The 25,035-nt window shown below is 70.4% G+C and carries 33 protein-coding genes and 4 tRNA genes; 22 read left to right on the top strand and 15 right to left on the bottom strand.

Annotated features, from left to right (window positions below; translation table 11 throughout):
* Window positions 1-78: 78 nt before the first annotated feature.
* The 6 genes from ACFVFQ_RS09045 to ACFVFQ_RS09020 all read right to left on the bottom strand — a co-directional run bounded on the left by ACFVFQ_RS09045 (window position 79) and on the right by ACFVFQ_RS09020 (window position 3,951).
* Window positions 79-894 carry a hypothetical protein gene (locus ACFVFQ_RS09045; RefSeq protein WP_383411530.1) on the bottom strand — a complete coding sequence of 272 codons (816 nt, stop codon included), beginning with the start codon at window positions 892-894 and terminating at the stop codon, window positions 79-81.
* A gap of 213 nt (window positions 895-1,107) precedes the next feature.
* The gene (gene rplA, locus ACFVFQ_RS09040) at window positions 1,108-1,824 is read right to left on the bottom strand and encodes a 50S ribosomal protein L1 (protein ID WP_383411212.1); all 717 of its coding nucleotides are present in this window, start codon (window positions 1,822-1,824) and stop codon (window positions 1,108-1,110) included.
* Between the two features lie 83 nt (window positions 1,825-1,907).
* On the bottom strand, window positions 1,908-2,342 hold the full coding sequence (gene rplK, locus ACFVFQ_RS09035; RefSeq protein WP_016571043.1) for a 50S ribosomal protein L11: 435 nt from the start codon (window positions 2,340-2,342) through the stop codon (window positions 1,908-1,910).
* Window positions 2,343-2,508: 166 nt separating this feature from the next.
* Entirely contained in the window at window positions 2,509-3,402 is an 894-nt protein-coding gene (gene nusG / locus ACFVFQ_RS09030) for a transcription termination/antitermination protein NusG (protein ID WP_383411209.1), read from the bottom strand.
* Between the two features lie 72 nt (window positions 3,403-3,474).
* Entirely contained in the window at window positions 3,475-3,771 is a 297-nt protein-coding gene (gene secE / locus ACFVFQ_RS09025; RefSeq protein ID WP_274915056.1) for a preprotein translocase subunit SecE, read from the bottom strand.
* 107 nt (window positions 3,772-3,878) lie between these two features.
* A tRNA-Trp gene (locus ACFVFQ_RS09020) sits at window positions 3,879-3,951 on the bottom strand.
* A gap of 182 nt (window positions 3,952-4,133) precedes the next feature.
* Between ACFVFQ_RS09020 and ACFVFQ_RS09015 the strand changes: the two genes are divergently transcribed.
* Together ACFVFQ_RS09015 and ACFVFQ_RS09010 are read left to right on the top strand one after the other, a co-directional pair.
* Window positions 4,134-5,369 (top strand): pyridoxal phosphate-dependent aminotransferase, encoded by a 1,236-nt coding sequence (locus ACFVFQ_RS09015; protein ID WP_383411206.1) that lies wholly within the window; start codon window positions 4,134-4,136, stop codon window positions 5,367-5,369.
* A 134-nt stretch (window positions 5,370-5,503) separates the two neighbouring features.
* Window positions 5,504-6,532: an adenosine deaminase gene (locus tag ACFVFQ_RS09010; protein WP_383411204.1), complete on the top strand. Its 1,029-nt coding sequence runs from the start codon at window positions 5,504-5,506 to the stop codon at window positions 6,530-6,532.
* A gap of 27 nt (window positions 6,533-6,559) precedes the next feature.
* Here the strand turns inward: ACFVFQ_RS09010 and ACFVFQ_RS09005 are convergent, their stop codons facing one another.
* From ACFVFQ_RS09005 to ACFVFQ_RS08980, 6 genes are all read right to left on the bottom strand, one after another.
* Window positions 6,560-7,624 (bottom strand): UDP-N-acetylmuramate dehydrogenase, encoded by a 1,065-nt coding sequence (locus ACFVFQ_RS09005; RefSeq protein WP_383411201.1) that lies wholly within the window; start codon window positions 7,622-7,624, stop codon window positions 6,560-6,562.
* A gap of 59 nt (window positions 7,625-7,683) precedes the next feature.
* Window positions 7,684-8,118, bottom strand: a complete 435-nt coding sequence (locus ACFVFQ_RS09000; protein WP_274915049.1) for a MaoC family dehydratase — start codon at window positions 8,116-8,118, stop codon at window positions 7,684-7,686.
* Between the two features lies 1 nt (window position 8,119).
* A complete protein-coding gene (locus ACFVFQ_RS08995; RefSeq protein ID WP_383411198.1) occupies window positions 8,120-8,575 on the bottom strand; it encodes a MaoC family dehydratase N-terminal domain-containing protein in 456 nt (151 codons plus the stop codon).
* A gap of 85 nt (window positions 8,576-8,660) precedes the next feature.
* On the bottom strand, window positions 8,661-8,825 hold the full coding sequence (gene rpmG, locus ACFVFQ_RS08990) for a 50S ribosomal protein L33 (protein ID WP_006604855.1): 165 nt from the start codon (window positions 8,823-8,825) through the stop codon (window positions 8,661-8,663).
* Between the two features lie 89 nt (window positions 8,826-8,914).
* Window positions 8,915-8,987, bottom strand: a tRNA-Met gene (locus ACFVFQ_RS08985).
* Between the two features lie 47 nt (window positions 8,988-9,034).
* Window positions 9,035-9,107, bottom strand: a tRNA-Thr gene (locus tag ACFVFQ_RS08980).
* Between the two features lie 182 nt (window positions 9,108-9,289).
* Between ACFVFQ_RS08980 and ACFVFQ_RS08975 the strand changes: the two genes are divergently transcribed.
* Together ACFVFQ_RS08975 and ACFVFQ_RS08970 are read left to right on the top strand one after the other, a co-directional pair.
* The gene (locus ACFVFQ_RS08975; protein ID WP_383411195.1) at window positions 9,290-10,543 is read left to right on the top strand and encodes an amidohydrolase family protein; all 1,254 of its coding nucleotides are present in this window, start codon (window positions 9,290-9,292) and stop codon (window positions 10,541-10,543) included.
* Between the two features lie 71 nt (window positions 10,544-10,614).
* Entirely contained in the window at window positions 10,615-11,277 is a 663-nt protein-coding gene (locus tag ACFVFQ_RS08970; protein WP_383411190.1) for an NAD(P)H-binding protein, read from the top strand.
* Window positions 11,278-11,425: 148 nt separating this feature from the next.
* Here ACFVFQ_RS08970 and ACFVFQ_RS08965 read toward each other — a convergent pair whose 3' ends face one another.
* Window positions 11,426-12,400 carry a zinc-binding alcohol dehydrogenase family protein gene (locus ACFVFQ_RS08965; RefSeq protein ID WP_383411188.1) on the bottom strand — a complete coding sequence of 325 codons (975 nt, stop codon included), beginning with the start codon at window positions 12,398-12,400 and terminating at the stop codon, window positions 11,426-11,428.
* Window positions 12,401-12,651: 251 nt separating this feature from the next.
* On the opposite strand from ACFVFQ_RS08965, the gene ACFVFQ_RS08960 reads away from it, so the two are divergent.
* A complete protein-coding gene (locus ACFVFQ_RS08960; protein WP_383411185.1) occupies window positions 12,652-13,278 on the top strand; it encodes a TetR/AcrR family transcriptional regulator in 627 nt (208 codons plus the stop codon).
* 157 nt (window positions 13,279-13,435) lie between these two features.
* On the opposite strand, the gene ACFVFQ_RS08955 is transcribed toward ACFVFQ_RS08960, so the two are convergent.
* A tRNA-OTHER gene (locus ACFVFQ_RS08955) sits at window positions 13,436-13,516 on the bottom strand.
* A gap of 157 nt (window positions 13,517-13,673) precedes the next feature.
* Between ACFVFQ_RS08955 and ACFVFQ_RS08950 the strand changes: the two genes are divergently transcribed.
* Window positions 13,674-14,462 carry an NUDIX domain-containing protein gene (locus ACFVFQ_RS08950; RefSeq protein ID WP_383411182.1) on the top strand — a complete coding sequence of 263 codons (789 nt, stop codon included), beginning with the start codon at window positions 13,674-13,676 and terminating at the stop codon, window positions 14,460-14,462.
* Here ACFVFQ_RS08950 and ACFVFQ_RS08945 read toward each other — a convergent pair.
* The gene (locus tag ACFVFQ_RS08945) at window positions 14,446-15,453 is read right to left on the bottom strand and encodes an XRE family transcriptional regulator (protein WP_383411527.1); all 1,008 of its coding nucleotides are present in this window, start codon (window positions 15,451-15,453) and stop codon (window positions 14,446-14,448) included. The two genes, ACFVFQ_RS08950 and ACFVFQ_RS08945, sit on opposite strands and share 17 nt — an antisense overlap.
* An 830-nt stretch (window positions 15,454-16,283) precedes the next feature.
* On the opposite strand from ACFVFQ_RS08945, the gene ACFVFQ_RS08940 reads away from it, so the two are divergent.
* The 16 genes from ACFVFQ_RS08940 (at window position 16,284) to ACFVFQ_RS08865 (ending at window position 25,034) form a co-directional block, all read left to right on the top strand.
* Complete coding sequence (locus tag ACFVFQ_RS08940; protein ID WP_383411178.1) at window positions 16,284-16,466, top strand: hypothetical protein; 183 nt, start codon at window positions 16,284-16,286, stop codon at window positions 16,464-16,466.
* Window positions 16,467-16,566: 100 nt separating this feature from the next.
* A complete protein-coding gene (locus ACFVFQ_RS08935) occupies window positions 16,567-16,875 on the top strand; it encodes a hypothetical protein (protein ID WP_383411175.1) in 309 nt (102 codons plus the stop codon).
* On the top strand, window positions 16,872-17,183 hold the full coding sequence (locus tag ACFVFQ_RS08930) for a hypothetical protein (protein WP_383411173.1): 312 nt from the start codon (window positions 16,872-16,874) through the stop codon (window positions 17,181-17,183). The genes ACFVFQ_RS08935 and ACFVFQ_RS08930 overlap by 4 nt, the downstream gene beginning before the upstream one ends.
* Entirely contained in the window at window positions 17,180-17,815 is a 636-nt protein-coding gene (locus tag ACFVFQ_RS08925) for a GGDEF domain-containing protein (protein ID WP_383411170.1), read from the top strand. Before ACFVFQ_RS08930 ends, ACFVFQ_RS08925 begins: the two co-directional genes overlap by 4 nt.
* Window positions 17,812-18,825: a DUF2637 domain-containing protein gene (locus ACFVFQ_RS08920; protein ID WP_383411167.1), complete on the top strand. Its 1,014-nt coding sequence runs from the start codon at window positions 17,812-17,814 to the stop codon at window positions 18,823-18,825. Before ACFVFQ_RS08925 ends, ACFVFQ_RS08920 begins: the two co-directional genes overlap by 4 nt.
* Complete coding sequence (locus ACFVFQ_RS08915) at window positions 18,822-19,745, top strand: hypothetical protein (RefSeq protein ID WP_383411165.1); 924 nt, start codon at window positions 18,822-18,824, stop codon at window positions 19,743-19,745. The genes ACFVFQ_RS08920 and ACFVFQ_RS08915 overlap by 4 nt, the downstream gene beginning before the upstream one ends.
* Window positions 19,742-20,074: a hypothetical protein gene (locus ACFVFQ_RS08910; protein WP_383411163.1), complete on the top strand. Its 333-nt coding sequence runs from the start codon at window positions 19,742-19,744 to the stop codon at window positions 20,072-20,074. The genes ACFVFQ_RS08915 and ACFVFQ_RS08910 overlap by 4 nt, the downstream gene beginning before the upstream one ends.
* Before the next feature lie 52 nt (window positions 20,075-20,126).
* Complete coding sequence (locus tag ACFVFQ_RS08905; protein ID WP_383411160.1) at window positions 20,127-20,303, top strand: hypothetical protein; 177 nt, start codon at window positions 20,127-20,129, stop codon at window positions 20,301-20,303.
* A 1-nt stretch (window position 20,304) separates the two neighbouring features.
* Complete coding sequence (locus tag ACFVFQ_RS08900; RefSeq protein WP_383411157.1) at window positions 20,305-20,571, top strand: hypothetical protein; 267 nt, start codon at window positions 20,305-20,307, stop codon at window positions 20,569-20,571.
* A gap of 55 nt (window positions 20,572-20,626) precedes the next feature.
* On the top strand, window positions 20,627-20,830 hold the full coding sequence (locus tag ACFVFQ_RS08895) for a hypothetical protein (RefSeq protein ID WP_383411154.1): 204 nt from the start codon (window positions 20,627-20,629) through the stop codon (window positions 20,828-20,830).
* 93 nt (window positions 20,831-20,923) lie between these two features.
* The gene (locus ACFVFQ_RS08890; protein ID WP_383411151.1) at window positions 20,924-23,167 is read left to right on the top strand and encodes a cell division protein FtsK; all 2,244 of its coding nucleotides are present in this window, start codon (window positions 20,924-20,926) and stop codon (window positions 23,165-23,167) included.
* A gap of 141 nt (window positions 23,168-23,308) precedes the next feature.
* Window positions 23,309-23,560 (top strand): hypothetical protein, encoded by a 252-nt coding sequence (locus ACFVFQ_RS08885; protein ID WP_383411149.1) that lies wholly within the window; start codon window positions 23,309-23,311, stop codon window positions 23,558-23,560.
* 20 nt (window positions 23,561-23,580) lie between these two features.
* Window positions 23,581-23,757 carry a hypothetical protein gene (locus ACFVFQ_RS08880; protein WP_383411146.1) on the top strand — a complete coding sequence of 59 codons (177 nt, stop codon included), beginning with the start codon at window positions 23,581-23,583 and terminating at the stop codon, window positions 23,755-23,757.
* Between the two features lie 22 nt (window positions 23,758-23,779).
* On the top strand, window positions 23,780-23,962 hold the full coding sequence (locus tag ACFVFQ_RS08875) for a hypothetical protein (protein WP_383411143.1): 183 nt from the start codon (window positions 23,780-23,782) through the stop codon (window positions 23,960-23,962).
* Window positions 23,963-23,980: 18 nt separating this feature from the next.
* Window positions 23,981-24,601, top strand: a complete 621-nt coding sequence (locus ACFVFQ_RS08870; RefSeq protein ID WP_383411140.1) for a hypothetical protein — start codon at window positions 23,981-23,983, stop codon at window positions 24,599-24,601.
* A complete protein-coding gene (locus tag ACFVFQ_RS08865; RefSeq protein WP_383411137.1) occupies window positions 24,594-25,034 on the top strand; it encodes a DUF6292 family protein in 441 nt (146 codons plus the stop codon). The genes ACFVFQ_RS08870 and ACFVFQ_RS08865 overlap by 8 nt, the downstream gene beginning before the upstream one ends.
* The last annotated feature ends 1 nt before the right edge of the window (window position 25,035 follow it).

Here is a 25,035-nt window from a genome sequence, read left to right as displayed (position 1 = left end):
CCCGGGCCCCGGCCAGCCTAGGCCGGGTGCGGGAGCCGAGCCCGGACTTCCCCGGGCTCAACTCACCGAACTTCGGGCCTACTTGTACTCCGTGGTGTCGCTCGCCGGCGGCGGCGTCACCGAGACCTTGGTGCCGTAGTCGGAGTAGTAGACCGTCGAGTCGTACGGCGACTTCTTGCTGGCCATCTGCTCGCGCTTCTTGACCAGCAGGTTGTCCGAGCTGACCCAGAGGTCGATGGTCTCGGTCGTGGCACCCATACTCTGGAACTGCTGCTCCAGGGCCTTGAGGTCCGCCTCGCTGACGTTCTTCGTCTGCATGCGGGTCAGCTCGCTCACCGAGAGCGTGCCGCTGTAGTGGGTCGCCTGGACGCCGCGGACGTCCTCCTTGCCGACCTGCTTGACCTTGCCCGAGGCCATCAGCAGATCCACCGACCGGCTCGGGTTGTTGTTGTTCATCATGTCCTTCATCAGGGCACCGGCCGCGCCCAACTTCTTGGCCATGACGTCGTAGTCGTACTTGATCCAGTTCTTGCCGCCCATGGGCATGCCCATGTTCATGTACATCGCGTCCGGCGTGTACAGGGCCTTCGCGGGCTTGCCGGAGCCGCCCATCGGGCCGCCGGCCTGGGTGATGTCCACCGACATGTGCATGCCGGACGACCAGTCCATCGCGCCCTTCATGGTCGTGGACGCCGTGCCGCTCTTGGTGGTGCCCTCGACCTTGGCGGAATTCTTGCCGTTCGTCTGCTGCGAGACCGTCTTCAGCGAGGCCAGTGCGGCCTCCAGCGGAGACTTCGCCCCCGAAGCGTCGTTGCTGCCACCGCTGGCGCTGCCACCGCCGGTCCCGTTGCTCTTGTCGCCACCGCCGTTGCAGGCGGTCAGACCGGCCATCATGACAACTCCCGCCGCGACGGCGGCGGCTATACGCGTGCTGCGCACTTGAGGCTCCCCCTTTGAATTCCTTTATGGACCTCGCAGGGGACTGTAGTCCAGGCCACTGACAGCGCTCACGGCAGCCCTGTTATGAACGCGTCAGGCCCCGCTCTCCGTACGGAAAGCGGGGCCTGGCGGCAAGCGTCACGCGCTACGAGGCATCGATCGCGAGGATCAGATGGCCTCTTCCTCGACGAGGAGGTTGCGGGTGCGGTTGGGGTCCACCGGGACGCCGGGGCCCATGGTGGTGGAGACCGTCGTCTTCTTGATGTAGCGGCCCTTGGCGGCGGACGGCTTCAGACGGGTGATCTCCTCCAGCGCCGCGGCGTAGTTCTCCACCAGCTTGGCGTCGTCGAAGGACACCTTGCCGATGATGAAGTGGAGGTTCGCGTGCTTGTCGACGCGGAACTCGATCTTGCCGCCCTTGATGTCGGTGACAGCCTTGGCGACATCCGGGGTGACGGTGCCGGTCTTCGGGTTCGGCATCAGACCACGGGGACCGAGCACGCGGCCGAGGCGGCCGACCTTGCCCATGAGGTCCGGGGTGGCGACGACGGCGTCGAAGTCCAGACGACCCTTGGAGACCTCGTCGATCAGTTCGTCCGAGCCGACGATGTCGGCGCCGGCGGCCTCCGCGGCCGCAGCACGGTCACCGGTCGCGAAGACCAGGACCCGGGCGGTCTTACCGGTGCCGTGCGGGAGGTTCACGGTGCCACGGACCATCTGGTCGGCCTTGCGCGGGTCAACGCCCAGACGCATGGCGACCTCGACGGTCGAGTCGAACTTGACGGACGCGGTGTCCTTGGCGAGACGGACGGCTTCGAGCGGGGCGTACAGCCGCTCCCGGTCGATCTTCGCGTCCGCGTTGCGAAGAGTCTTGCTGCGCTTCACTTCTGCTCCTGATGCAGTGGGGTGGAGTCGTGGTACGGACCAGCGCCTGGTCCTTCCACGGGGGTGCCGTTAAGGGCTGGGGTTCAGCCCTCGACCGTGATGCCCATGGAGCGGGCGGTGCCGGCGATGATCTTCGACGCGGCGTCCAGGTCGTTGGCGTTCAGGTCGGGCATCTTGGTGGTGGCGATCTCGCGGACCTGCGCCTCGGTGATCTTGGCGACCTTGGTCTTGTGCGGCTCGCCGGAGCCCTTCTCCACGCCCGCGGCCTTCAGGATCAGCTTCGCGGCCGGCGGGGTCTTGGTGACGAAGGTGAAGGAACGGTCTTCGTAGACCGTGATCTCCACCGGCACGACCATGCCACGCTGCGACTCGGTCGCGGCGTTGTAGGCCTTGCAGAACTCCATGATGTTGACGCCGTGCTGACCCAGCGCGGGGCCGACCGGCGGGGCCGGGTTGGCGGCACCAGCCTGGATCTGGAGCTTGATCAGCCCCGTGACCTTCTTCTTCTTGGGAGGCATGCTCTCTCCGGGTCCTAGTGAGAGGTGGTTCGCCCCCAATCCGGGTCATCCGGATGGAGGCATACCGCACAACGATAACGGGTACCGTCCTGCGGCCAAAAACCGCGCAGGTCAGACCGGCTAAGTGCCGGTCTGACCTGGTCGGTGGCTGTGGGTCCGGAAGAACCTAGTTCTTCTGGATCTGGTCGAAGCTGAGCTCGACCGGGGTCTCGCGGCCGAAGATCTCGACCAGGCCCTTGACCTTCTTCGAGTCGGCGTTGATCTCGTTGATCGTCGCCTGGAGGGTCGCGAACGGGCCGTCGGTGACGGTGACCGAGTCGCCCACCTCGAAGTCCAGGACCTGGACCTCGACCTTGCGGGACGGCGCCGGCTTGCCCTCGGCCGCGGCGGCCTCCTTGGCGGCCTTCTCCTCGGCCTCCGGGGCGAGCATCTTGACGATCTCGTCCAGGGTCAGCGGGTACGGGTCGTAGGCGTTGCCGACGAAGCCGGTGACGCCGGGGGTGTTGCGCACCACGCCCCAGGACTCGTTCGTCAGGTCCATGCGCACCAGGACGTAGCCCGGAAGCTTGTTCTGACGAACGGTGCGGCGGTCACCGTTCTTGATCTGCACGACCTCTTCCTGCGGCACCTCGGCCTGGAAGATGTAGTCCTCGACGTTCAGCGAGACGGCGCGCTGTTCGAGGTTGGTCTTCACGCGGTTCTCGTAGCCCGCGTAGGTGTGGATGACGTACCACTCGCCGGGGAGCCCGCGCAGCTCGTCACGGAGGGCGGCCACCGGGTCGACCGGCTCCTGCTCCTCCGCGTCCTCGGAAGCCTCGACGGCCTCTGCTTCATCGGCGGACTCGACGTGCACGGCGTCCGCCTCGGCGGGCTCGCCGGCGGCGGCGTCCTCGGCGTCCAGCTCGTCGACGTCGTCGGCGTCGGCGACGATGTCCGCGGCGCCCTCTTCGTCAGCGATGGCCGCAGCGTCCCCCTCGACCTCGGCCGAGACGGCCTCGTCAACCTCGGCCTCTGCGGCCGCGACGGGCTTGGCGGCGTCGTTCAGGTTCGGGTCAGACACGTGGCTGCTTCTTCCTTGCTTCAAGGGGTTGAACGTGCGAAGGGCCGCCCACGGAAGGCACCCCCCGCGGGATCAGCCGAAGACGTACCCGACGACTCGGTTGATTCCCAAGTCAATCACGGTTACGAGACCAATGATGATGGCTACGAAGACGATCACCACGGTGGTGTACGACGACAGCTGGCTGCGCGTGGGCCAGACGACCTTGCGGAGCTCCGCGATGACCTGGCGGTAGAAGAGCGCGAGGCGCGCGAAGGGCCCCTTCTTGCCGCGCTTGCCGCCGCGGCGGGGCTTCTTCTGGGATTCCGGGGTATCGGCCTCGGAGCGACCGCGCTCAGGCATGTCGATGGAGCCCAGGGCGTCCGTCACTCGTCCTCACCTGAATCCGGGTCGTGGCCGTGCCGCGCCCGGCCCGGCCGCACGGCGGTGCATTTCGTACGTACGCGTGCACGCACTCGGTGATGCGGTGCGTGTAGCAGGGCCGGAGGGACTTGAACCCCCAACCGCTGGTTTTGGAGACCAGTGCTCTACCAATTGAGCTACGACCCTTTGTGGTTCCCCCAACCTACCGCATGCGGGCGACTGCTCTACGTCGTGCGCCGCGGCGACCCGGTGGGAGCCAACGGTCAGCGAGTGTACGTGGTTCGCGGCCGGGCGTCGAACAGGAACCTCGCGTACTGGCCCCGCAAACCCGTGTATCGGGCCCCCGGGAGGTCTGCGACGATGCCTCTATGAGCGCTGCAACTCCCTCCGCATCGTCCCCCTCCGACCGCCGGGTCTCCGTCCGGGTCGGTTCGATCTCCGAGTCCGCCACCCTCGCCGTCGACGCCAAGGCCAAGGCCCTCAAGGCCGCCGGGCGCCCGGTGATCGGCTTCGGCGCCGGGGAGCCCGACTTCCCCACGCCCGGCTACATCGTCGAGGCGGCGGTGGAGGCCTGCCGCAACCCGAAGTTCCACCGCTACACCCCGGCGGGCGGCCTGCCCGAGCTGAAGAACGCGATCGTCGAGAAGACCCGGCGCGACTCCGGCTACGAGATCGAGGCCGCGAACGTCCTGGTGACCAACGGTGGCAAGCAGGCCATCTACGAGGCGTTCGCCGCGATCCTGGACCCGGGTGACGAGGTCATCGTCCCGGCGCCGTACTGGACCACCTACCCCGAGTCGATCCGGCTGGCGGGCGGCGTGCCGGTCGACGTCGTCGCCGACGAGACCACCGGATACCGGGTGACCGTCGAGCAGTTGGAGGCGGCCCGCACCGAGCGCACCAAGGTGGTGCTCTTCGTCTCGCCGTCGAACCCGACCGGCGCGGTCTACCCCCGCGAGCAGGTCGAGGCGATCGGCCGCTGGGCCGCCGAGCACGGCCTGTGGGTGCTGACCGACGAGATCTACGAGCACCTGGTCTACGGCGACGCGGAGTTCTCGTCGCTGCCGGTGGTGGTGCCGGAGCTGCGCGACAAGTGCATCGTCGTCAACGGCGTGGCGAAGACGTACGCGATGACCGGTTGGCGGGTGGGCTGGGCGATCGGTCCCAAGGACGTCATCAAGGCGGCCACCAACCTCCAGTCGCACGCCACCTCCAACGTCTCCAACGTGGCGCAGGCCGCGGCGATCGCGGCGGTCAGCGGCGACCTGGCGGCCGTCGAGGAGATGAAGGTGGCCTTCGACCGGCGCCGGAAGACCATCGTGCGGATGCTCAACGAGATCGAGGGCGTGCTCTGCCCGGAGCCGGAGGGCGCGTTCTACGCCTACCCGTCGGTGAAGGGGCTGCTGGGCAAGGAGATCCGCGGCAAGCGCCCGCAGAGCAGCGTCGAGCTGGCCGAGCTGATCCTGGAGGAGGCGGAGGTCGCCGTCGTCCCGGGTGAGGCGTTCGGCACCCCCGGTTACCTGCGGCTGTCCTACGCGCTGGGCGACGAGGACCTGGTCGAGGGCGTCTCCCGGATCCAGAAGCTGCTGGCGGAGGCCAAGTAGCCGGTGCCATAGGTCATTTCGCGCCATCGGCGAATGCGGGGTCGGACGTCGTCCGGCCCCGCACGCCTTTGCGGGGGTCCCTTCGTTCGGGGCGGGGCCTATGCCGTCGGCGCGAGGTGCGGCAGTATCTGCGGATGGAGCGTGTTCGTGATCTGCGTCAACTGCCGAAGGCCCATCTGCACCTGCACTTCACCGGCTCGATGCGCCCGGCGACCCTGCTGGACCTCGCCGACAAGTACGGCGTCCACCTGCCGGACGCGCTCACCAGCGGGCGGCCGCCCCGGCTGAGCGCCACCGACGAGCGTGGCTGGTTCCGCTTCCAGCGGCTCTACGACATCGCCCGGTCGTGCCTGCGCTCTCCCGAGGACATCCAGCGGCTGGTGCGGGAGGCGGCCGAGGAGGACGTCCGGGACGGCTCGCGCTGGCTGGAGATCCAGGTCGACCCGACCTCGTACGCGCCGCGGCTGGGTGGCCTGATCCCGGCGCTGGAGATCATCCTGGACGCGGTGGACCGAGCGTCCCGGGACACCGGGCTGGCGATCCGCGTCCTGGTGGCGGCGAACCGGATGAAGCACCCGTTGGACGCCCGCACCCTGGCCCGGCTCGCGGTGCGCTACGCCGACCGCGGCGTGGTCGGCTTCGGGCTCTCCAACGACGAACGCCGGGGCCTGGCACGGGACTTCGACCGCGCCTTCGCCATCGCCCGGGACGGCGGGTTGCTGTCGGCGCCGCACGGCGGGGAGCTGTCAGGCCCGGCCAGCGTCCGGGACTGCCTGGACGATCTGCACGCGTCCCGGATCGGGCACGGGGTGCGGGCCGCCGAGGACCCGGTGCTGCTGCGCCGGCTGGCGTCCCGCGGGGTGACCTGTGAGGTGTGCCCGGCCTCCAACGTGGCGCTGGGCGTCTACGGCAAGCCGGAGGACGTGCCGCTGCGGACGTTCTACGAGGCGGGCGTGCCGATGGCGCTGGGCGCCGACGACCCGCTGCTGTTCGGCTCCCGGTTGGCGGCCCAGTACGAGATCGCCCGCACCGCGCACGGGTTCACCGACGCCGAACTGGCGGAGCTGGCCCGGCAGTCCGTACGGGCCTCCCAGGCGCCCCAGGAGGTGCAGCGGGCGGTACTGGCGGACGTGGACGCGTGGTTGGCCGCGCCGGCGCCGTAGCGGGCCGGCGCGGCCGTCCGCGGTCCCTCAGAGGCTGACGCCGACCGTCACCGGCTCGTTGACGAGGGTGACCCCGAAGGCGTCCCGGACGCCGTCGCGGACCTCGCGGGCGAGGGCGAGCAGGTCCTCGGTGGTGGCCTCACCGCGGTTGGTGAGGGCGAGGGTGTGCTTGGTGGAGATCCGGGCCGGGCCGCTTCCGTAGCCCTTGGTGAAGCCGGCCCGGTCGATGAGCCAGGCCGCGGAGGTCTTCACCCGGCCGTCGCCGTCGGGGAAGGCGGGCGGGGCGGCGTCCGGGCCGAGGCGGTCGTGGACCCGGCGGACGAGCTCGGCGTGCTCGGCCTCGGTCAGGACCGGGTTGGTGAAGAAGGAGCCGGCGGACCAGGTGTCGTGGTCGTCGGGGTCCAGCACCATGCCCTTGCCGGCCCGCAGCGCCAGGACGGTCTTGCGGGCGACGGCGAGCGGCACCCGCTCCCCGACGCCGACGCCGAGCGCGCGGGCCGTCTGGTCGTAGCGCAGCGGCGCGGAGAGGCCGCCGGCGTCCTCCAGGGCGAGCCGCACCCGCAGCACGACGAACCGCTCGGGGTGCTGCTTGAAGCGGCTGTGGCGGTACGAGAAGCCGCACTCCTCGTTGGTGAGGGTGACCGTCTCGCCGGTGCGGCGGTCGTAGGCGACGACCTCGGTGAGGGTCTCGGAGACGTCCTGCCCGTAGGCGCCGACGTTCTGGACCGGGGTGGCGCCGGCCGAGCCGGGGATGCCGGCCAGGCACTCGACGCCGGCCAGTCCGACCTCGACGGTGCGGGCGACGGCGTCGGACCAGTTCTCGCCCGCGGCGAGCTCCAGGGACGTGCCGTCGAGGGCGAAGCCGCGGGTGGCGATGCGCAGGGCGGTGCCGTCGAAGCCCTTGTCGCCGATGACGAGGTTGCTGCCGCCGCCGATGATCAGCAGCGGGGTGCCGGCCTCGTCGGCTTCACGGACGGCGGCGATCACCTCGTCGTCGGTGGTGGCCGTGACGAGCCGGTTCGCGGGACCACCGAGGCGGAAGGTGGTCAACGGGGCGAGGGGGGCGTTGTCTGCTACGTGACGTTCCTGCACCCGGCCAAGGGTACGGGGGCGGCCCGACGATGCCGGGCCGGCCGTCCCGTCCGGCTGCCTCAGGCGAGCCTGACCACGGCGCGGGACATGCCCAGCACCTTCTGGCCGGCGCTCCTGGCGATCAGATCGACCCGGACCGTGCGCTCCGCGTCGTCCAGCTTGGCCGCGACGGTGCCGGTGACCTCAATCAGCGCGCCGGTCTCGTCGTTGGGCACCACGACCGGCTTGGTGAAGCGCACGCCGTACTCGGCGACCGCGCCCGGGTCGCCGACCCAGTCGGTGACCACCCGGACCGCCGAGGCCATGGTGAACATGCCGTGCGCGATGACGTCCGGCAGTCCGACTTCCTTGGCGAACTTCTCGTTCCAGTGGATCGGGTTGAAGTCCCCGGAGGCACCGGCGTATTGGACGAGGGTGGCGCGGGTCACCGGGAAGTTCTGCGCGGGCAGTGCGGTGCCGACCTCGACGTCGTCGTAGGCGATCTGCGCGGTCATCTCAGGCAGCCTCCTCAGCGGGCCGGGCGACGAGTTTGGTGAATGCCGTCACAACGTGCTCGCCGGCCTCGTCGCGCACCTCGCCACGGATGTCGATGACCTCGTTGCCGGCCATGGTCTTGATGGCCTCGATGGTGGAGGTCACGGTCAGCCGGTCACCGGCGCGCACCGGACGCCGGTAGGCGAATTTCTGGTCGCCGTGGACCACGCGGCTGTAGTCCAGGCCGAGTTGCGGGTCGGCGATGACGCATCCGGCGGCCTTGAATGTGATGGCGAACACGAAAGTCGGCGGCGCGATCACATCGGAGTGGCCGAGCGCCTTGGCGGCTTCGGCGTCCCTGTAGGCGGGGTTGGGGTCCCCGATCGCCTCGGCGAATTCGCGGATCTTTTCCCGGCCGACCTCGTACGGGTCGGTGGGCGGGTATGTGCGTCCGACGAATGACTGGTCGAGCGCCATGAGCTCGCAACCTCCCTGGACTGATGGTGCCAATGCCGCGAGGCCGCCCCCAGGAAATGGGGACGGCCTCACAGACGAGCCTTGGTTATCGCGTCTCGCGGTGCGCGGTGTGCGAGTTGCAACGGGGGCAGTGCTTCTTCATCTCAAGACGGTCCGGGTCGTTACGCCGGTTCTTCTTGGTGATGTAGTTCCGCTCCTTGCACTCCACGCAGGCCAGCGTGATCTTCGGGCGGACGTCGGTGGCAGCCACGTGAGTGCTCCTTGACGAACGGATAGATGGATCGAACGCATAGAAGAGTAGCCGACCGGAGGACCGACCCCACAATCGGCTACTGTTAGTAGCGGTGACCGGACTTGAACCGGTGACACAGCGATTATGAGCCGCTTGCTCTACCGACTGAGCTACACCGCTGTGATGCGAGAGTTACCCGTCCGAGGACGGGATCCCTCACACATCAGAGCCCCAAAACGGAATCGAACCGTTGACCTTCTCCTTACCATGGAGACGCTCTGCCGACTGAGCTATTGGGGCGAGCGATGAAGACATTACACGGCCCGCCGCCAAACGTGAAATCCAGATCCGCACCGCGCCCCAACAGCCCCCCGCACCACGCTGGTACGACTATTTCGCGCCTGCGCGAAGCTCTCCGGGGCGCGCCCTAGGCTCGGACCCACGCTGCGTGATCTTGCACGCCCGGGGCTTCTAGGAGCGCGATGTCCGACAGCAGTTCGCCGCAGCCGGGGAAGCCCGGGGGCGCCGGCCGGTACGCCCGGCCGGATTCCGGCGCGCTGGTCCTGTGCGGCGCCCGGCTCGCCGACGGCCGCACCGTGGACGTCCGGCTCGGCGGCGGGCGCATCGAGGCGGTCGGCACGGCCGGCAGCCTCGCCCCGCAGGGCGCCCGGGTGGACCTCGGCGGCTATCTGCTGCTCCCGGCCCCCGCCGAGCCGCACGCGCACTGCGACACCGCGCTGACCGCGGACGCCGACGGGCCCGCCTCCGACTCCGCCGAGGACGTCCAACGCCGCACCACCGAGGCGGCGCTGTTGCAGCTCGGGCACGGGGCCACCGCCTCGCGCAGCCATGTGCGGATCGGCGGCGTCCAGGGGTTGCGGGCGCTGGCGGCGGTGCTCCAGGCGCGGCGGGCGCTGCGCGGGCTGGCGGACCTGGCGGCGGTGGCGGTGCCCCGGGTGCTGACCGGGGTGGCCGGCGCCAACGGGCTGGCGATGCTGCGGGACGCGGTCAACATGGGCGCCACGGTCATCGGCGGGTGCCCGGATCTGGACCCCGATCCGGCCGGGTACGTGGAGTCCGTCCTGGAGGTGGCCGGCGAGCACGGCTGCCCGGTGGACCTGCACACCGATGGTGACGATCCGGCGCGGCTGGCGCGGTTCGCGGCGATGTGCGGCGGGCTGCGACCGGGGGTGGCGATCGGGCCGTGCGCCGGGATGGCGCGGATGCCGCGCAGCGTGGCGGCGCGGGTGGCGGAGCAGTTGGCGGCCGCCGACGTCGCCGTCGTCTGCCTGCCGCAGGGCGACTGCACCGGCCTGGAGCGGAACGGCACCCGGGTGTCGCGGCCGGCGCCGGTACGGCTGCTGCGGGCGGCCGGGGTGCGGGTGGCGGCCGGCAGCGGGGCGTTGCGGGACGCGGCCAACCCGGTGGGGCGGGGCGACCCGTTGGAAGCCGCCTACCTGCTGGCCTCGTTGGGCGAGGCGACGCCGGAGGCGGCCTACGAGACGGTGAGTTCGGCGGCGCGGGCGACGCTGGGGCTGCCCGAGGTGCGCGTCGAGGCGGGTTTTCCGGCCGAGTTGCTCGCGGTGCGCGGGGAGCGGATCGCCGGGGTGCTCTCGCTGGCGTACAGCCGGATCGTGGTGCACCGGGGGCGGGTGGTGGCGCGCACCAGCGCGGTGCGCGAGTACTGCGATTCGGTGGACGTGGCGCTGGAGTTGCCGCGCCAGTCGCAGCGTTAGGGCCGGTACCGGGGCCGCCGCACCGGCCGGTCCTCGGGTACACGGGGGCGGTTCGGCGTACGGTCGGCAGCATGCGCATTGTCATCGCAGGTGGACATGGTCAGATCGCGCTGCGGCTGGAGCGGTTGCTGCACGCGCGCGGGGACGAGGTCGCGGGGATCGTCCGGCGACCGGAACAGGCCGGCGATCTGCTGGCCGCGGGCGCCGAACCGGTGGTCTGCGATCTGGAGTTGGCGTCGGTGGCCGATGTCGCCCGGCATCTGGAGGGCGCGGACGCGGCCGTCTTCGCGGCCGGCGCCGGGCCGGGCAGCGGCGCCGCGCGCAAGGACACCGTGGACCGCGGTGCGGCGACGCTGTTCGCGGACGCGGCCGAGGCGGCCGGGGTGCGGCGCTTCGTGGTCGTCTCGGCGATGGGCGCGGACCGGGAGCCCCCGGAGGGCACCGATCCGGTCTTCGCGGCCTATCTGCGGGCCAAGGGGGCCGCGGACGCCGACGTCCGGGCCCGCGCCGGGCTGGATTGGACGATCCTGCGGCCCGGCCGGCTCACCGACGACCCGGGCGTCGGTCAGGTGACGCTGGCCGACGCGACCGGGCGCGGGGCGGTGTCGCGGGACGACGTGGCGGCCGTCCTGGTGGCACTGCTGGACGAACCGGGCACCATCGGGCGGACGTTGGAGCTGATCGGCGGGGATGTGCCGGTGGCGGACGCGGTGCGGAACGTGGCGTCGCACTGAGGCGCCCGGCGGCGCGCCCGCCGGGGCGGCCTTGAGCGCGCGCCTGCCGCCCTCGGACGGCCGGCGGGCCACGCCGGACCCGCGGGCGGCACACGGCGCTCAGCGGCGCCGTGACGCCCTCACCGGCCTCCGTTCGCCGCGGCGCCCGCTACGGCACGACGAGGATCCGGCCGAGGTGCGTCCGCGCCTCGATGAGCCGGTGCACGGCGGGCGCGTCGGCGAGCGGGAACCGGGCGTGGACGGCGGTGCGCAGCCGGCCGGCCGCGGCGTGCCCGGCCAGTTCGGTCATCTCCGCGCGGGCCCGCTCCGGGGCGGCCGCGCGCCAGGCCAGCAGGGAGAAGCCGGCGATCGTCTTCAGGGCGAAGAGGCCCGCCACCGGGACGTCGAGGAGTTCGCCGCCGGCCGCTCCGTAGACCACCGCGCGGCCGAACGGGGCCAGCAGCTCCAGGCTTTGACGCAGGATCACGCCGCCTACGGAGTCCAGGACCAGGTCCACGCCCCCGGGCGCCGCCTCGCGGACCCGCTCCGGCCAGTCGTCGGCCGTGTAGTCGACGACGGCGTCGGCGCCGAAGGAGCGGACGAAGTCGAACTTGGCCGGCGAGCCGACCGCGGCGACCACCCGGGCCGCGCCGAGCAACTTGGCGAGCTGCACCGCGAGATGGCCGATACCGCCGGCCGCGGAGTGGACCAGCACCGTCTCGCCCTCGGAGAGCCGGCCGGTGCGCAGCGCCCGAAGGGCGACCGGGGCGCCCATGGGGAGCATGCTCGCCACCCCGAGGTCCACCCCGTCGGGTACCGGGGCGAGCCACTGGGCCTCGGTGACGACGTACTCGGCGAAGGCGTCCTCGGACAGCCCCGCGACCCGTCGGCCGACGAGCCCGCCGTCGACGCCGGGGCCGGCGGCCGCGACGGTGCCGACCACGTCGCCGGTGAGCACGCCGGGCAGCGAGCGTTGGAAGAGCGGCCCGGCGGCCGGCCCGCGCCGGAACTTGGTGTCGACGAAGTTGGCCCCGACCGCCTCGGTGCGCAGCAGCACCTGCCCCGGCCCCGGTGTCGGGACCTCGGCCTCCTCGCCCGTCAGGACGTCCGGGTCGCCGTACTCGTAGTAGCGCACGCGTCGCATTCCAGCTCTCCTCGGTGGTGGTCGAAGGACGCAGCGGCGGGCCGCCCCGGCCGGCAGGCACGGCACACGTGTCACGGCACCGCGTGAGCGGGCGCGCGGGCAGGACCCCGGAAACCCTTAACTGGACCGCTGGTCAGGTTGAGCTTGACGGTAACCCGTACTGGACCACCGGTCCAGTTGTTTCTGCGCGATGATGGCCCCTCCGGCGCGGGCCGGAGACGGAACAGCAGGACGGAGTGGGTGAGGCACCGATGGCAGAGGGCCGCCGCGAACGCGCCGACGCGGTACGGAACCGGCGCGCCATCCTGCGGGCGACCGAGGAACTGCTCGCAAACCACCCGCCGGAGAAGATCTCGATGGAGCAGGTCGCCGCGGCGGCCGGGGTCGGCAAGGGGACCGTCTTCCACCGCTTCGGCAGCCGGATGGGGCTGATGCTGGCCCTGATGGAGGAGCGGGCGCTGGCGCTGCGCGAGGAGGTCACCGACGGCCCGCCGCCGCTCGGCCCGGGCGCCGCCCCGCGCGAGCGGCTGCTGGCCTTCCTGGACGCCGTCGTCGACCTGATCGCCCGCAACAAGGGCCTGTTGGCCGCGCTCCAGCACGCCGTCACGACCGCCCAACGGCCCGCCGACACCCCCCGCGAGGAGCACCCGTTCCACGCCTTCTGGCACGGGCACGTCAGCGCACTGCTGGCCGCCCTCCGCCCCGACCTGGACGCCGACCTCCTGGCCCACTTCCTCTTCGGCGCCCTGCAGAACGAGAACGTGCTGCGGCTGCTGGAACGCGGCGAGACGACGCGGGTGGCCGGCACCCTGCGGACGCTGGTCACCGGGCTGTTGGACGCCGCCTTGCCGGCCACCGGGGACACGCCCGAGGCATGAACCCCGGACCGCCCGAAAATTCACCCGCGGCCCCGCCACACCTCCAAGGCCAGGACGTCGAGCGCCGGAGAGGCAGACGGCTCCACGGCCGCACCGATCGACAACACGAGAAAGCCCCCGGATCGCATCTCTACGATCCGGGGGCTTTTCCAGGCTGTGGCGGCGCCAGGATTCGAACCTGGGAAGGCGAAGCCGGCAGATTTACAGTCCACCCAAGATCGCCCCCGCGCACGCCGTCTGACCTGGGGTTTTCCACCACTACAGAGAGGGGTAGCCACATCCCGTCCACGTCTCGTCCTGATCTTGAAAAATCCCCGCCCGGAACGACCGGAGGAACCGTGACCGTTGACCACTACGCTGGTACGCACCACGGCAGAACGGAGAGTGTTCCGCGAATGGGACCGAAGACGACCAAGGTCTACGAGACGCTTCGCGAACGGCTGGCCTCCGGCCAGTACGCCGCCGGCGACAAGTTCCCATCCGAACGCACACTGACGGAAGAACTCGGCATCGGCCGAACGGCGCTCCGGCAAGTGCTCGCTCGTCTCGTGTCAGAGGGGGCGTTGGAGGTTCGCGGCCGTAGTTCGTACCGGGTGCCGGGTGCGGTGACCGTCAAGACCCCGGAGGGGCTTGAGCCGTGGCGCATCCATGGCGAACGCGACCTCTACGACAACCAGTGGGTCAAACTTCAGCTCTGGGACGTGGAGCCGCCCGGGATGGAGCGCTTTGAGCATCACGTCGTGAAGCTACACAACGTCGCCGTCACTGCGGTTCTGGATGACCAGGACCGCGTACTGATGATGTGGCGGTACCGCTTCGTCCCGCAGCAGTGGGGTTGGGAGCTTCCGGGCGGCCTTGTGGACGAAGGGGAAGACCCGGCGGACACAGCGTTGCGCGAGGTCGTGGAGGAGACCGGTTGGCGGCCGAAGTCGGTTGAACACGTCGTCACCTACCAGCCCATAGTCGGCATGGTCGACTCTTCCCATGAGATCTTCGTGGGGCACGGAGCCAAGCTGGTCGGTGCGCCAACAGACCTGGAAGAGGCGGGCCACATCGAGTGGGTGCCTCTAGCCGATATCCCCGGCCTGATGGCCCGCGGTGAGCTGATGGGTGCCGGCACCCTCGTGGCCCTGCTCCACATCCTGGCGAGCCGCGGCAAGCAGGGCGCTACAGCCGCGCACTGAGCAGGTCGACACGGCGGCGCTGCCGCACCGAACCGGTGCGGCTCGCCAACAGCCGCGCCTGCCGCAGGTGGGTGTTCGCGTCGTCATACTCGGCTCGCGCCAGATGCGCTTGCGCAAGGTCGGTGTGGAGTCCGGCCTGTGCTCGGACAAAGGTCGGGTCCACCACCTCTAGCGCGCCATAGAGGCTGGTCACCGCTTCGTCATCACCGAGCAACCCAAGGACATTGCCGCGCCACCGAGCCAGGTGGGCGCCGTTCAGGAAGATGCTCAGCATGTCCGGGTCCCGGTCCTCAAGGCCGTGCGGAATGCTCGCCGCGGCTGCATCGAGCGCGCGCCGGCAGTCGTCCGGCATCCCAGCGTGAGCGCACAACTCGGCTTCCGCCGCGTGCAGCCACGCCCGGAGGCGGGGCGATCCGCCCTGCCCAAGGGTGCGTTGGGCATCGCGGACCAGGTCGAGACCGAGCGACGGCCGACCAGCCTCGCACAGCACGTACGCCTGCTCTCCCATCGCGTGAGCGAGGTACATCGGGGCTTCAGCGTCGTGCGCGGCCCGCTTCGCGAGTTCGTAGTGCCGCCATGCCCGCTCGACCGCCCCCGAGTCAACTGCCTGCCATGCAGCAAGAGTTGATGCTCCAGCGAGCGCAAGAGCCACGGGGCGGCGCGCGCTAGGCAGTACGGCGAAGTTCAGTGCGTCCTCAAGACGGGAGAGATGCCCTGTCATCTGGTCGATCAGCCCGGAGGCGCCCAACTGGCGGTCCATGGTGCGTAGTAGCTCGGTCTGGTCGTTGAACGCTTTCACCATGGATTCGCCGACGCTGCTGGCTGAGTCGATCCTGTTCAGCAGCTCGTCGTATCCGTCGGCCATCGACGGCGCCGCAACGAGCGGGCTCCCCCTCAACTCCGCGTCCGTGACGCCGAGAAGCTGACGCAAGATCGCCGCGTAGCGGTCCGAGATGGTCCGCTTGCCGTTCTCCCACTCGGACACGTACACCCTCAGGCTCGCGGTCGACGCGACGTCGGTGACGTGCCGCCGGGCGTACTGCTCGATCTCGCGAACCAGTCGCTCTTGAGACCAGCCACGCGCCGTACGCGCACTTCGAAGTCCTGTGCCCACAGGCCACCGCCCGGCGATAGGTCCACTCGCTGACCTTCCCAGCATGCCTTACATCGCCGCAGGTCAACAGGGGTTAACAGGAAGGGAGTTAAGCCCTGTTGGCTACCGACTCCCCCACCTCAAGCGATCTCCTGGAGATGCACCGAGGCGGGCAACCGCCGACCGGATCGGCGAAGCCCCTTGACTCTGGTGCGCACCAGATGCTTCTCTACTGGTGCGCACCAGATGACGGGGTCGCTTCCGATCTGTGGTGCACCAAGTAGAGGGCGGGGACGCTGCAACTCCGCTAAAGGCCAGGCACAACAGGGTTTCGGCCCGTACTGGCGAGGTGGCCCGGTGACCGCGAGCAACGGCCGGAGGAGGGGACAAGGTCCCCTTTGCAGCACGCCCCAGGAAGGAGGTTGAGATGACACGTCGAAGTACCTAGGCACGCTGCCGGCGCTGGACCGGCACGGCAGCGTCCATGCCCACTGTGTCCCGTCCGCGGCGGGCGTCGGAGCCATCCGGCGCCCGCCGTACGCGATTCATCCGGAGCAACCGCGGGCTAGCCGCGGCCGGTTGCCTCCTCCGTCCGTCCGGGCCCACGGCTGTACGGACGGGGTCGCAGGGAGCCGCACCGCTGGACTCCAAGGCCACGACAACGAAGTAGGGCACGCCCTCCGCCTGGCAGCAAGCGGGCGTGCCCTGAGATCCCGAAAGGATCGAAGATGAGCATATTGCGCTCCCGCGGCGAAGCCCAGAGCAGTGAGGTCAAAGACCTTCAAGCCAAGGCCCGCGAGGACTATCGCACCCACAACAGCCCGGAGACCCGGGCGGCGGCCCGTGAACAGTCCGGGCACGCCCGCACGCGCGGCAACGCCGCCGGCGGGGCCTGGCGCAGCAGCAACTAGCCCGCCCTCGAACCTCCCGTACCTGCCGGGGCGGTCGCCTGTCACCACAACACCGCGACCGCCCCGGCGTCCCGTCCTTTCGACACAGGAGAAGCCCTCCATGCGCTCGTACATCGACCACCACGAAGTCCTGAATCAGGCCGAGTTCGAGGAACTGGCCTTCGGCTTTGCCGAGCAGCCGCTCGGTATCGACCGTGACCTGTTCCGCGGCCCGCTGGAGTCCGAGGCGCCCGACGAGTACCGGGCCCGCCTGGACGCGGCCCGCGACGTGTTGGCGGACCTGAGGGAGCAGGCCGAGGCCGGCGACGAGATCGCCGCGTGGGATGCCCTCTACGCCGACGCCCTGACCTCCGTCGCCCCGCTTCGTCCCCGCGCCCGCCGTTCGTCCCGTGCGGAGGTAGCGGCATGAGCGCGGCGACGATGGCCGCGCAGGCGGCAACGCTGAAGTGCCTGGCCGGCATCGCGGTCAGCTACCCCAACCTCCCCGGCGCCTACTTCACCGCCAGCAGTGTCGTCCCGAACGAGCTGAGTGTGCAGCTCGACAGCCCCAGCAAGGTGGAAGCCTGGCGCGTGGCGCTGAACGTCCCGGTCGAGAAGGTCTTCATGGACCGGATCGGCGATCAGCTGTCGCTGGAGTTCCGGGCGACCGCCTACCGAGTGGCCTTCCACGTGTACGCCGTGTACGACGCGGCCACGGTGGAAGCGGGTGCGGCATGAACGCCACTGTCGCGGCGCTGTCCGCTGCTCCCGTCGCCCTGGGCTGGGCCGTTCACCATGTCGTGTGGCGCCGTCGGATCGAAGCGGCTCGTCGGGATCCGCTGACTGGGCTGCCGACACGGGCCGCCTTTGAGGTCAAGGCCCGTCGTCGGCTGGCCCGCAGCGCGGCGGCCGTGGTCGTGATCGACCTGGACGGGTTCAAGGCGCTCAATGACGCCTACGGGCACGCGGCCGGGGATGCGGCGCTCGTTCATACGGGCCGGGTTCTGGCCGACCGTGTCCGTCACTGGGGTCTGGCCGCGCGTCTGGGCGGGGACGAGTTCGCCCTGGTCCTGCCCGCCACCGCCCGCGATGTGCGGCGGCAGATGCACTTTCTGCACGCGCGGCTGGTGCAGCCCTTCGACTACGAGGGATCGGCGCTGGCCGTCGGTGCCTCCATCGGGGCGGTGGTCACGCAGCCGGGGGTCGACCTGTCGGCGGCGCTGCGGCGGGCGGATGAGGCCATGTACGCAGCCAAGGAGACCGGCGGGGGCTGGTTCGTCTCCGTCGGCTTGTGGCCTGCTCTGCCGACGGTCAACGGTCGCCGCGACGGGCGCCCCGGCACGGCCGGTGGAACGGGGGCGGCAGCATGAACCGAGTTCTGTGGCGTATCGCGTTGGCGGTTGTGTCGCTGGCGGCTCTGGGGGTGACCGGCTGGTCCCTGTACGCCGTGGCACGCCACTACCAGGCCCCTGGTCCTGTGGGGTGGGCTGCGGTGGCGGTGTTCGACGGCACCGCCTACGCCTGCCTTCACCTGGCCTCCGAAGCCTCCGCGGCGGGCCGTTCCGCGGTCGGGGCGCGGCTGGCTTCGCTGTGCATGGCGGCGGGGTCGGTCTACCTCAACCGCTTCCACGCCCAGCTCATCGACGGCGGCTTGCCCGCCTGCCTGCTGTTCTCGGTGCCGACTCTGGCTCTGCTGGCGGTCTCTGAACTGTCCTGGGCCGGGCCGCGCGCCGAGGCCCGCCGGGGCCATGGTGAACAGCCCTTCCGGCTCCCGCAGTTCGGCGGTTGGGCCTGGCTGCTGGCCCCGCGTACCGCGGGTGGCAGCATCCGGCGTCGGGCCCTGGCCCACATCGAAGACGCCGGACGGCCCCCGGCGCCGAGTCCGGACAAGCCCCGGACAGCGACGGCCCAGTTGCGCGAGCACTTCGCCACGATGGAAGCGGCCGAGGCGATCCGCATCGCCCACGCCTCACAACCGATGCTCCCGCCGGCGGAACTGGCCTCTCTACTCGTCGGCTACGGCGTCCACGTCGACGCCGTACAGGTCGCCCTGGCGCTGCATGGCACCCCGACGGAGATCACGGTGGACCGCCCGGACATCGTCCGGACAGTCCCCGATTCGGCCGAGGATGCCGATGCGAACACGGAGTTGACCAGGGCGGACATGTTGTCCGGGCGTCGTCCGGAGTCTGTGACCGAGGCCGTGCGGCAGCTGGTTCGCCGTGGCATCACCGACAAGGGTGCGGTGGTGTCCATCACCCGTGACCTGCTGGGCCCAGACACCAATCCGGACACGATCCGCCGCACCCTGCAACGCGAAATCGACAAGCACCCCGAGACGGCCGACGGGGTGGGGCAGGGCGGAGGTGGCTACGCATGAGTGAACCTCGCCTGCGCGTGCTGTCGTTGGGGGCCGGTGTCCAGTCGACCTCCCTGTTGCTGCTCTCGGCGCTGGGCCACCTACCGCGGCTGAATGCGGCGGTCTTCGCTGACACCGGCTGGGAGCCTGCCGCGGTCTATGCGCACCTGGACCGGTTGGAGCGGGAGGTGGCCCAGCCGGCCGGGATCCCGATCATCCGTACCGGCGGCGGCAACATCCGTGCCGATGCCCTCGACCCGGCGCATCGGTTCGCCAGCATGCCGCTGTTCGTCCGCAACGTGGATGGCACGGTCGGGATGATCCGGCGCCAATGCACCGATGAGTACAAGCTCAAGAAGATCAAGCGTGAGGTCCGGGCCCTGCTCGGTTACCCCGGCAACCGCCGCGTCCCGGCGGGGTTGTTCGTGGAGCAGTGGGTGGGGATCAGTGTCGATGAGTTCACCCGGGCCAAGGACTCCGGCATCCGCTACGCGGTCAATCGACATCCGCTGCTGGAGCTGGACTGGTCCCGCAACGACTGCGTGCGGTTCCTGGCTCGCCACGGCTGGCAATCCACACCCAAGAGCGCGTGTATTGGGTGTCCGTTCCACTCCAACGCCCAGTGGCGCCACATGCGCGACCACCAGCCCGAGGAGTGGGCGGACGCGGTCGCCTTCGACCACGCCATCCGCAACGGCAACGCCCGCGGCCGAGACGGCGGTTCACCGCTTCTCGGGCAGGCGTATCTGCACCGGTCCTGTGTGCCGCTGGACCGGGCGCCGATCGACACGGTCACCGCCCACGAATGGGCCCAGCGACAAGGCTCCCTCCTCGACGTCCTCGCCGACCAGCAGGAAGAAGAGGGGCCGTCGGGGTGCTCGCCGTGGACCTGCCGCGGCGACGACCGCGACGCCACCGAAGAAGCGGTGGTGGCGATATGAGTGAGCCGATCATCTACGCCGACCTGTGGCGGCCGGTGATGGAGGCGGCGGGCTGGCGGTGCTGGTGCACCGGCCAATGCGGCACCCCCCACTCGAAGGACGGCGGCCGGTGCCCCCGCAAACACGACGGCTACACCAACAAACGCGGCGGCTGGGTCCGCCTCATCGCCGCCCCCGCCGACCCCACCACCCCACCCCTGGCCGCCGCCCAGCTCGGACCGGCGGACCTACGGGCCTGGTGCCCCACCTGCCACACCGCCGCCGCCCGCGCTGACCGCAAGACCCGCGGCAGCGAACCGGCCCAGGACACCGGCCTGTTCGACCTCTAGCCACACCCGCCCGGGGCCACCGTGCCCCGGGCCCGACAAGCCAGGAGCGCCCGTGAAGCGCACTGACGCCATCCGCATGCACAGCGAGGAAGCCGCCGCCTACAGCCAGGCCGCGGAGACCGCCGTGGAGCCGACCCGTGGCTGGCTGCTGGGCGCGGCCGACACCCACCAGGCCATGGCCGATGCCGCCCGCCTCGGCGACTACGAGTACGACGAGTTGGAGGACTGACATGCCGCGCACCAAGCCCACCCCGCAGCAGCGCGAGAAGCACAACGCCCGCCGCCGGGCCAAGCGCCTGGCCGACGCCCGCATGCGCATGGCCACCCACGCCGCCAGCCAGATCGTGAGCTGGGAGTGGGACGGCCGGCGGCCCGTCACCCCGGCCCGAGTCATCGCCAAGACCGCCGCCATGTACGGCAACTACCGCGAGGTCCAAGACCAGGCGATCACCCCCGCCGAAGCCCGCGCCGCCCTGGACCACGTCCTGAGCCGCTGACCAACCCACCGCCACAAGCCGCCGGCCAGCCAGCCGGCGGAGAGGAGAGTCACCGATGTTCCGCGCAGGCGACGAAGTACAGATCCTCACCTGCTCCGACGACCCCCGGGCCGCAGGGCGCACCGGCCGGATCGTGGACGAGGTCCCGCCCGGCCCGCTGACCGGCGGCCGGTGGACCGTCCACGGCGCCGGGTTCCTGATCGGCTCCGTCCTGTGCCACACCAACGAACTGCGCGCCACCGGCCGCAGGAAGCACTGAGCTAGGCCATCGCTTGTGGTGGGGCCCGGTCACAACCAACCAAGACCGCGGCCGGGTCCCGCCGCTCCCTTTTCGACAAGGAGCTGATACATCGTGTCGGAGAACACGATTCACAACCAGCCGGACCCCTCGGAGCCCGGCCAGGACGACTCCGCCGCATCAGCCGACGTCGTTCGCCTCGACAAGTACCGTCAGCCCCGGCCGGATACGCCGGACGCCGATCCGGCCGGCGCGGGTGTGAAGCCAGGGGAGTGGGAAGCCGAGCTTCCCGACTCCGACGCCCCCGAGGCCGAAGGCTTGACCGAAGGCGACCCGGTCGACTCGCCCCGCGAGGCATACCCGCCGTCGGTGGCCGAGTGGATTGAGGCCAAGGACAAGGCCCGCTTGCCGGTCCTGCCGGACTGGGTCAAGCTGCCCGACCAACGCAAAGCCGTCCGCAAGTGGGCTGTTCGCCACTACTCGACGGTGGCTGGGTACCACGCCGTACGTCTGCCGTGCATCTACACCCCGAAGGTTCTGTTCTACTCGCCGCGCGGCGCCTGGCGCTGGTCGGCGGCAGTCGGACGGTGGGTGTTCGACTCGGAGGGCAAGTCCCTGCGGCTGGCCGCGGTGGCCGCGGAGGACGCGGCCGAGTACCTCAAGCTCTCCCGGCAGCGCAACGACCGCGTGCGCCTGCGGGGCGTCCTGGCCGCGTTCGCTGCCTCCGTGGGGCTCTCCGCCGCGCTGACCTTGTACGTCATGGCTCCGTCGTGGCTGCTCCTGCTGTCGGTGGCCGCGCTGACCACCGCACTTGGTGTGGTGGGGGCGCCGGCGGACCGGCCGCTGATCGAGCGGGCGAAGGTGACCTTCCGTAAGCGCAAGCTGTCCTCGGACATCGTCATCCGCGCCCATGAGGTGGCGGGGCTGACCGAGAAGGACCAGAACATCGCCTTCCCGCGGCCGATCGGCCGGGACGGGGACGGGTGGCGCGTCGTCGTCGACCTGCCCTACGGCAAGACCTTCAAGGACGCGCTGAAGGCACACGGTCGACTCGCATCCGGTATGGACATCGCGCCGACGCAGCTGTTCATGGACCCGGACGAGACGAGCAACCGGCGCGTGTCGTACTGGATCGCTGACCGTGACCCGCTGGCTGTCCCCTCCGGCAAGACCCCCCTGTTGGGAGCGACCCGGGTGGACTTCTGGAAGCCGTTCCCCTGGGGCGTGGACGAGCGCGGCAACCCGGTCATGGCCACCATGCTGTGGCTGTCCCTGCTGGTCGGCGCCGTCCCTCGGCAGGGCAAGACCTTCTCCGCCCGCACCATCGCCCTGGCCGCCGCCCTGGACCCGTACGTCAGGTTGTACGTCTTCGATGGGAAGGCGTCGCCGGACTGGCGCAAGTTCACCAAGGTCGCCCACCGCATCGCGTTTGGCATCGTGCCCAAGAACGGGTTCGACCCGGTGGTTCATCTGCTGACCGCGCTGCGGGAGTTGAAGGCGGACGTTGAGGACCGCTACCACCGGCTCTCCGAACTCCCGCTGCACATCTGCCCGGAGGGCAAGCTCACCCCGGAGATCAGCCGGGACAAGAAGCTGAACATGCCGCTGACGCTGTTCGTCGTCGATGAGGTGCAGGAGTACCTGACCCACCCCGAGCACGGCAAGGAGATCCTGTCCCTGCTGGTCTACCTCGCCCGTGTCGCCCCCGCGGTCGGCGTGAGCGTGATGACCTCGACGCAGAAGCCGGACGACAAGGCATGCCCGTCGGAACTGCGCGACCAGCACCAGGCCCGGTTCGCCCTGCGGGTCGGCGCCTACCAGGTCTCGGACGTCATCCTCGGTGCCGGCTCCTACAGCGAGGGCCTGGACGCGTCCAAGCTGCTGAAGTCCCACAAGGGCGTGGGCCTGCTCAAGGGCATGTCCGACGATTCGGGGATCGTTCGTACCTACCTCGCCGACGGCCGCGACGCCGAACGCATCCTGACCCGCGCCGCCGCCCTGCGCGAGGCCGAAGGAACCCTGTCCGGCGACGCGGCCGGCCAGGCTCCGGCCGCGGAGGCGTCGGCCACCGTCTTGGACGACGTGGCCGCCGTGCTGGGCAAGGGCGAGGCCAAGGTGTGGTCGGAGACCATCGTGGACCGACTGGCCGACCTGCGGCCCGAAGCGTACGGCGCGTGGGCGGAGTTGGAGCCCAAGCCCAAGGCCGAAGCGCTCTCCGCGGCGCTGAAGCCGTACGGCGTCGCCACCGAGCAGATCAGCCGCCGTATCGACGGCGAGCAGTTCAACAAGCGCGGCATCAAGCGCGCCGACATCGCGAACGCGATTACGGAGCGCAACAAGAAACTGGGTGACGGATAGGTCTCACGAGTTGCTACCGGTAGCGGAGGGCGTCGCTACCGGTAGCAACCCTGCTAGCGACCCAAACCGGCACTGATCAGGTCGCTAGCAACTAGCGGCCCACCTGCGAAAACCCCTGAATCCTGCCTGAGAGGCACCCTCATGACCCTCTCCGCCCTTGCTATCGCCTGCCTGGCGATAGTCACAATCTGTTACGTCGGACTGTGTGTCATCTCGCCGTTCGGCAACTGCCGCAAGTGCCGCGGCTTCGGCTACCAGCTCAAGAAGGACCGCCGCGGACGCCTCCGCCCCGGCCGCATCTGCCGCCGCTGCCACGGCGACCGCAAACGCATCCGCATCGGCCGCCACCTGTTCAACGCAGCGGCCCGCCTGCACCGCGACGGCACCCGCTAACCACCGACAAGGAGCCCGTCATGCCGCTGACCAAACGCGACCCGCACAACGCCCGCGAGACCGCCCGCGTCCTGCTCCTCTCCGCCAAAGCCGCCCGCCTCCAAAGCCGCGGCAAGTCCACCCAGGCCATCGAGAACGAGATCGACCGCATCCGCGAAACCGCCCAGGCCCGCGAAGACGCCAAGAACCTCCGCTGACCACGACCGGAAAGGCACTGCCATGCTCACGATCCCGCTCGTCCTGCTCTTCGGCATCGTCTTAGCCCTGCTGCTCCGCCAGCGGGCCCTGGGCGCCGGCGCCGCCGCCGTGGCGATCCTGTTCGGCTTCTACCTCGCCAGCACCGGCGCCCGCCACACCATCAACCAGCTCATCACCTCCCTCGCCCACGCCCTCGGCCACTGAACCCGCGGAGAGTGCGCCATGAGCACCCACACCACCGGGCCCACCGCCCGCCACTGGCTTGCCGCCGCGGCCCCCAAAGCCGGGCCGGCCCTGGCCACCTCCACCGTGCTGATCCTGGCCCGCATTTGGAACGCCAACGGCGCCGAACACTCCGCCGGCGACGCCGCGTTGATGACCGTCCTGGCCACCGCCGCAGCCGCGGCCGGCGTCATCGCCTCACGCAGCCACGACGGCATCCTGACGGCCACCGCGTTCACCGCCTCCGGCGGGCTGACCCTGGCCGGTGTCGCCGGATACGCCGACGGCCTCTCCCTGCCGCTACTGCTGTGGGCCCTGGCCACCGCGCTGGCCTACGGCCTGGCCGCCCGCCACTGGCGCACCGACCACCGCGAACTCCTGTCCCACCAACGGCACATCGAGCAGCGGCGCGAGGAACACGCCCACATCGAACGCGTGGAAACCCTCCGCGCCCGCACCCAGATCGAAGTCGCCCGCGAAGCCAGCACCTACGCAAGTGCGTTGGCCGAGGCCATCACCGCGCGCGCCGCCCTCGGCAGCTTCGACCCCACCCACCTCACCCACGCCGGACTGCCCGAACTGCCCGGCACCGACCGCACCAAGGAGATTCACCGTGCCTGAGCACACCGACTACGTCTCCCACGAGCCCTACATCAAGGCCATCGCCGACGCCCTGAACGCCGCGGGCCTGACCGTCGCCGACTGGGGCGGCGACGACAACGACCCCCGCGACGCCTACATCGAGTTCGACCGCACCGTCACCGCCCCCGTCTACGGCGAGGAGACCGAGGTCAACCTCCTGTGGAACGAGGAGCGCGGCTGGATGGCCGGCTGGGGCGACGCCGACTCCGTCCCCCAGAACGGCCTGGACTGGGTCGTCGACCTCTTCGTCGGCGTCTTGCCCACCCCAGACGAGATGGTCGCCGAAGCCCGAACCGTCATCACCCGCATCCCCTCGCCGCAGGGCGGGCCGTACGGCCGGTACCGCGACAGCAGCACCGATGACGACGACTTCGAAACCCAACTCGCCCAGTACACCGGACAGGAGCGCTGAC

Source organism: Streptomyces sp. NPDC057743 (genome assembly GCF_042798755.1).
GTDB lineage: Bacteria > Actinomycetota > Actinomycetes > Streptomycetales > Streptomycetaceae > Streptomyces.
The sequence above is the reverse complement of the archived record's forward strand: the minus strand, read 5'-3'. Positions and strand labels throughout refer to the sequence as shown.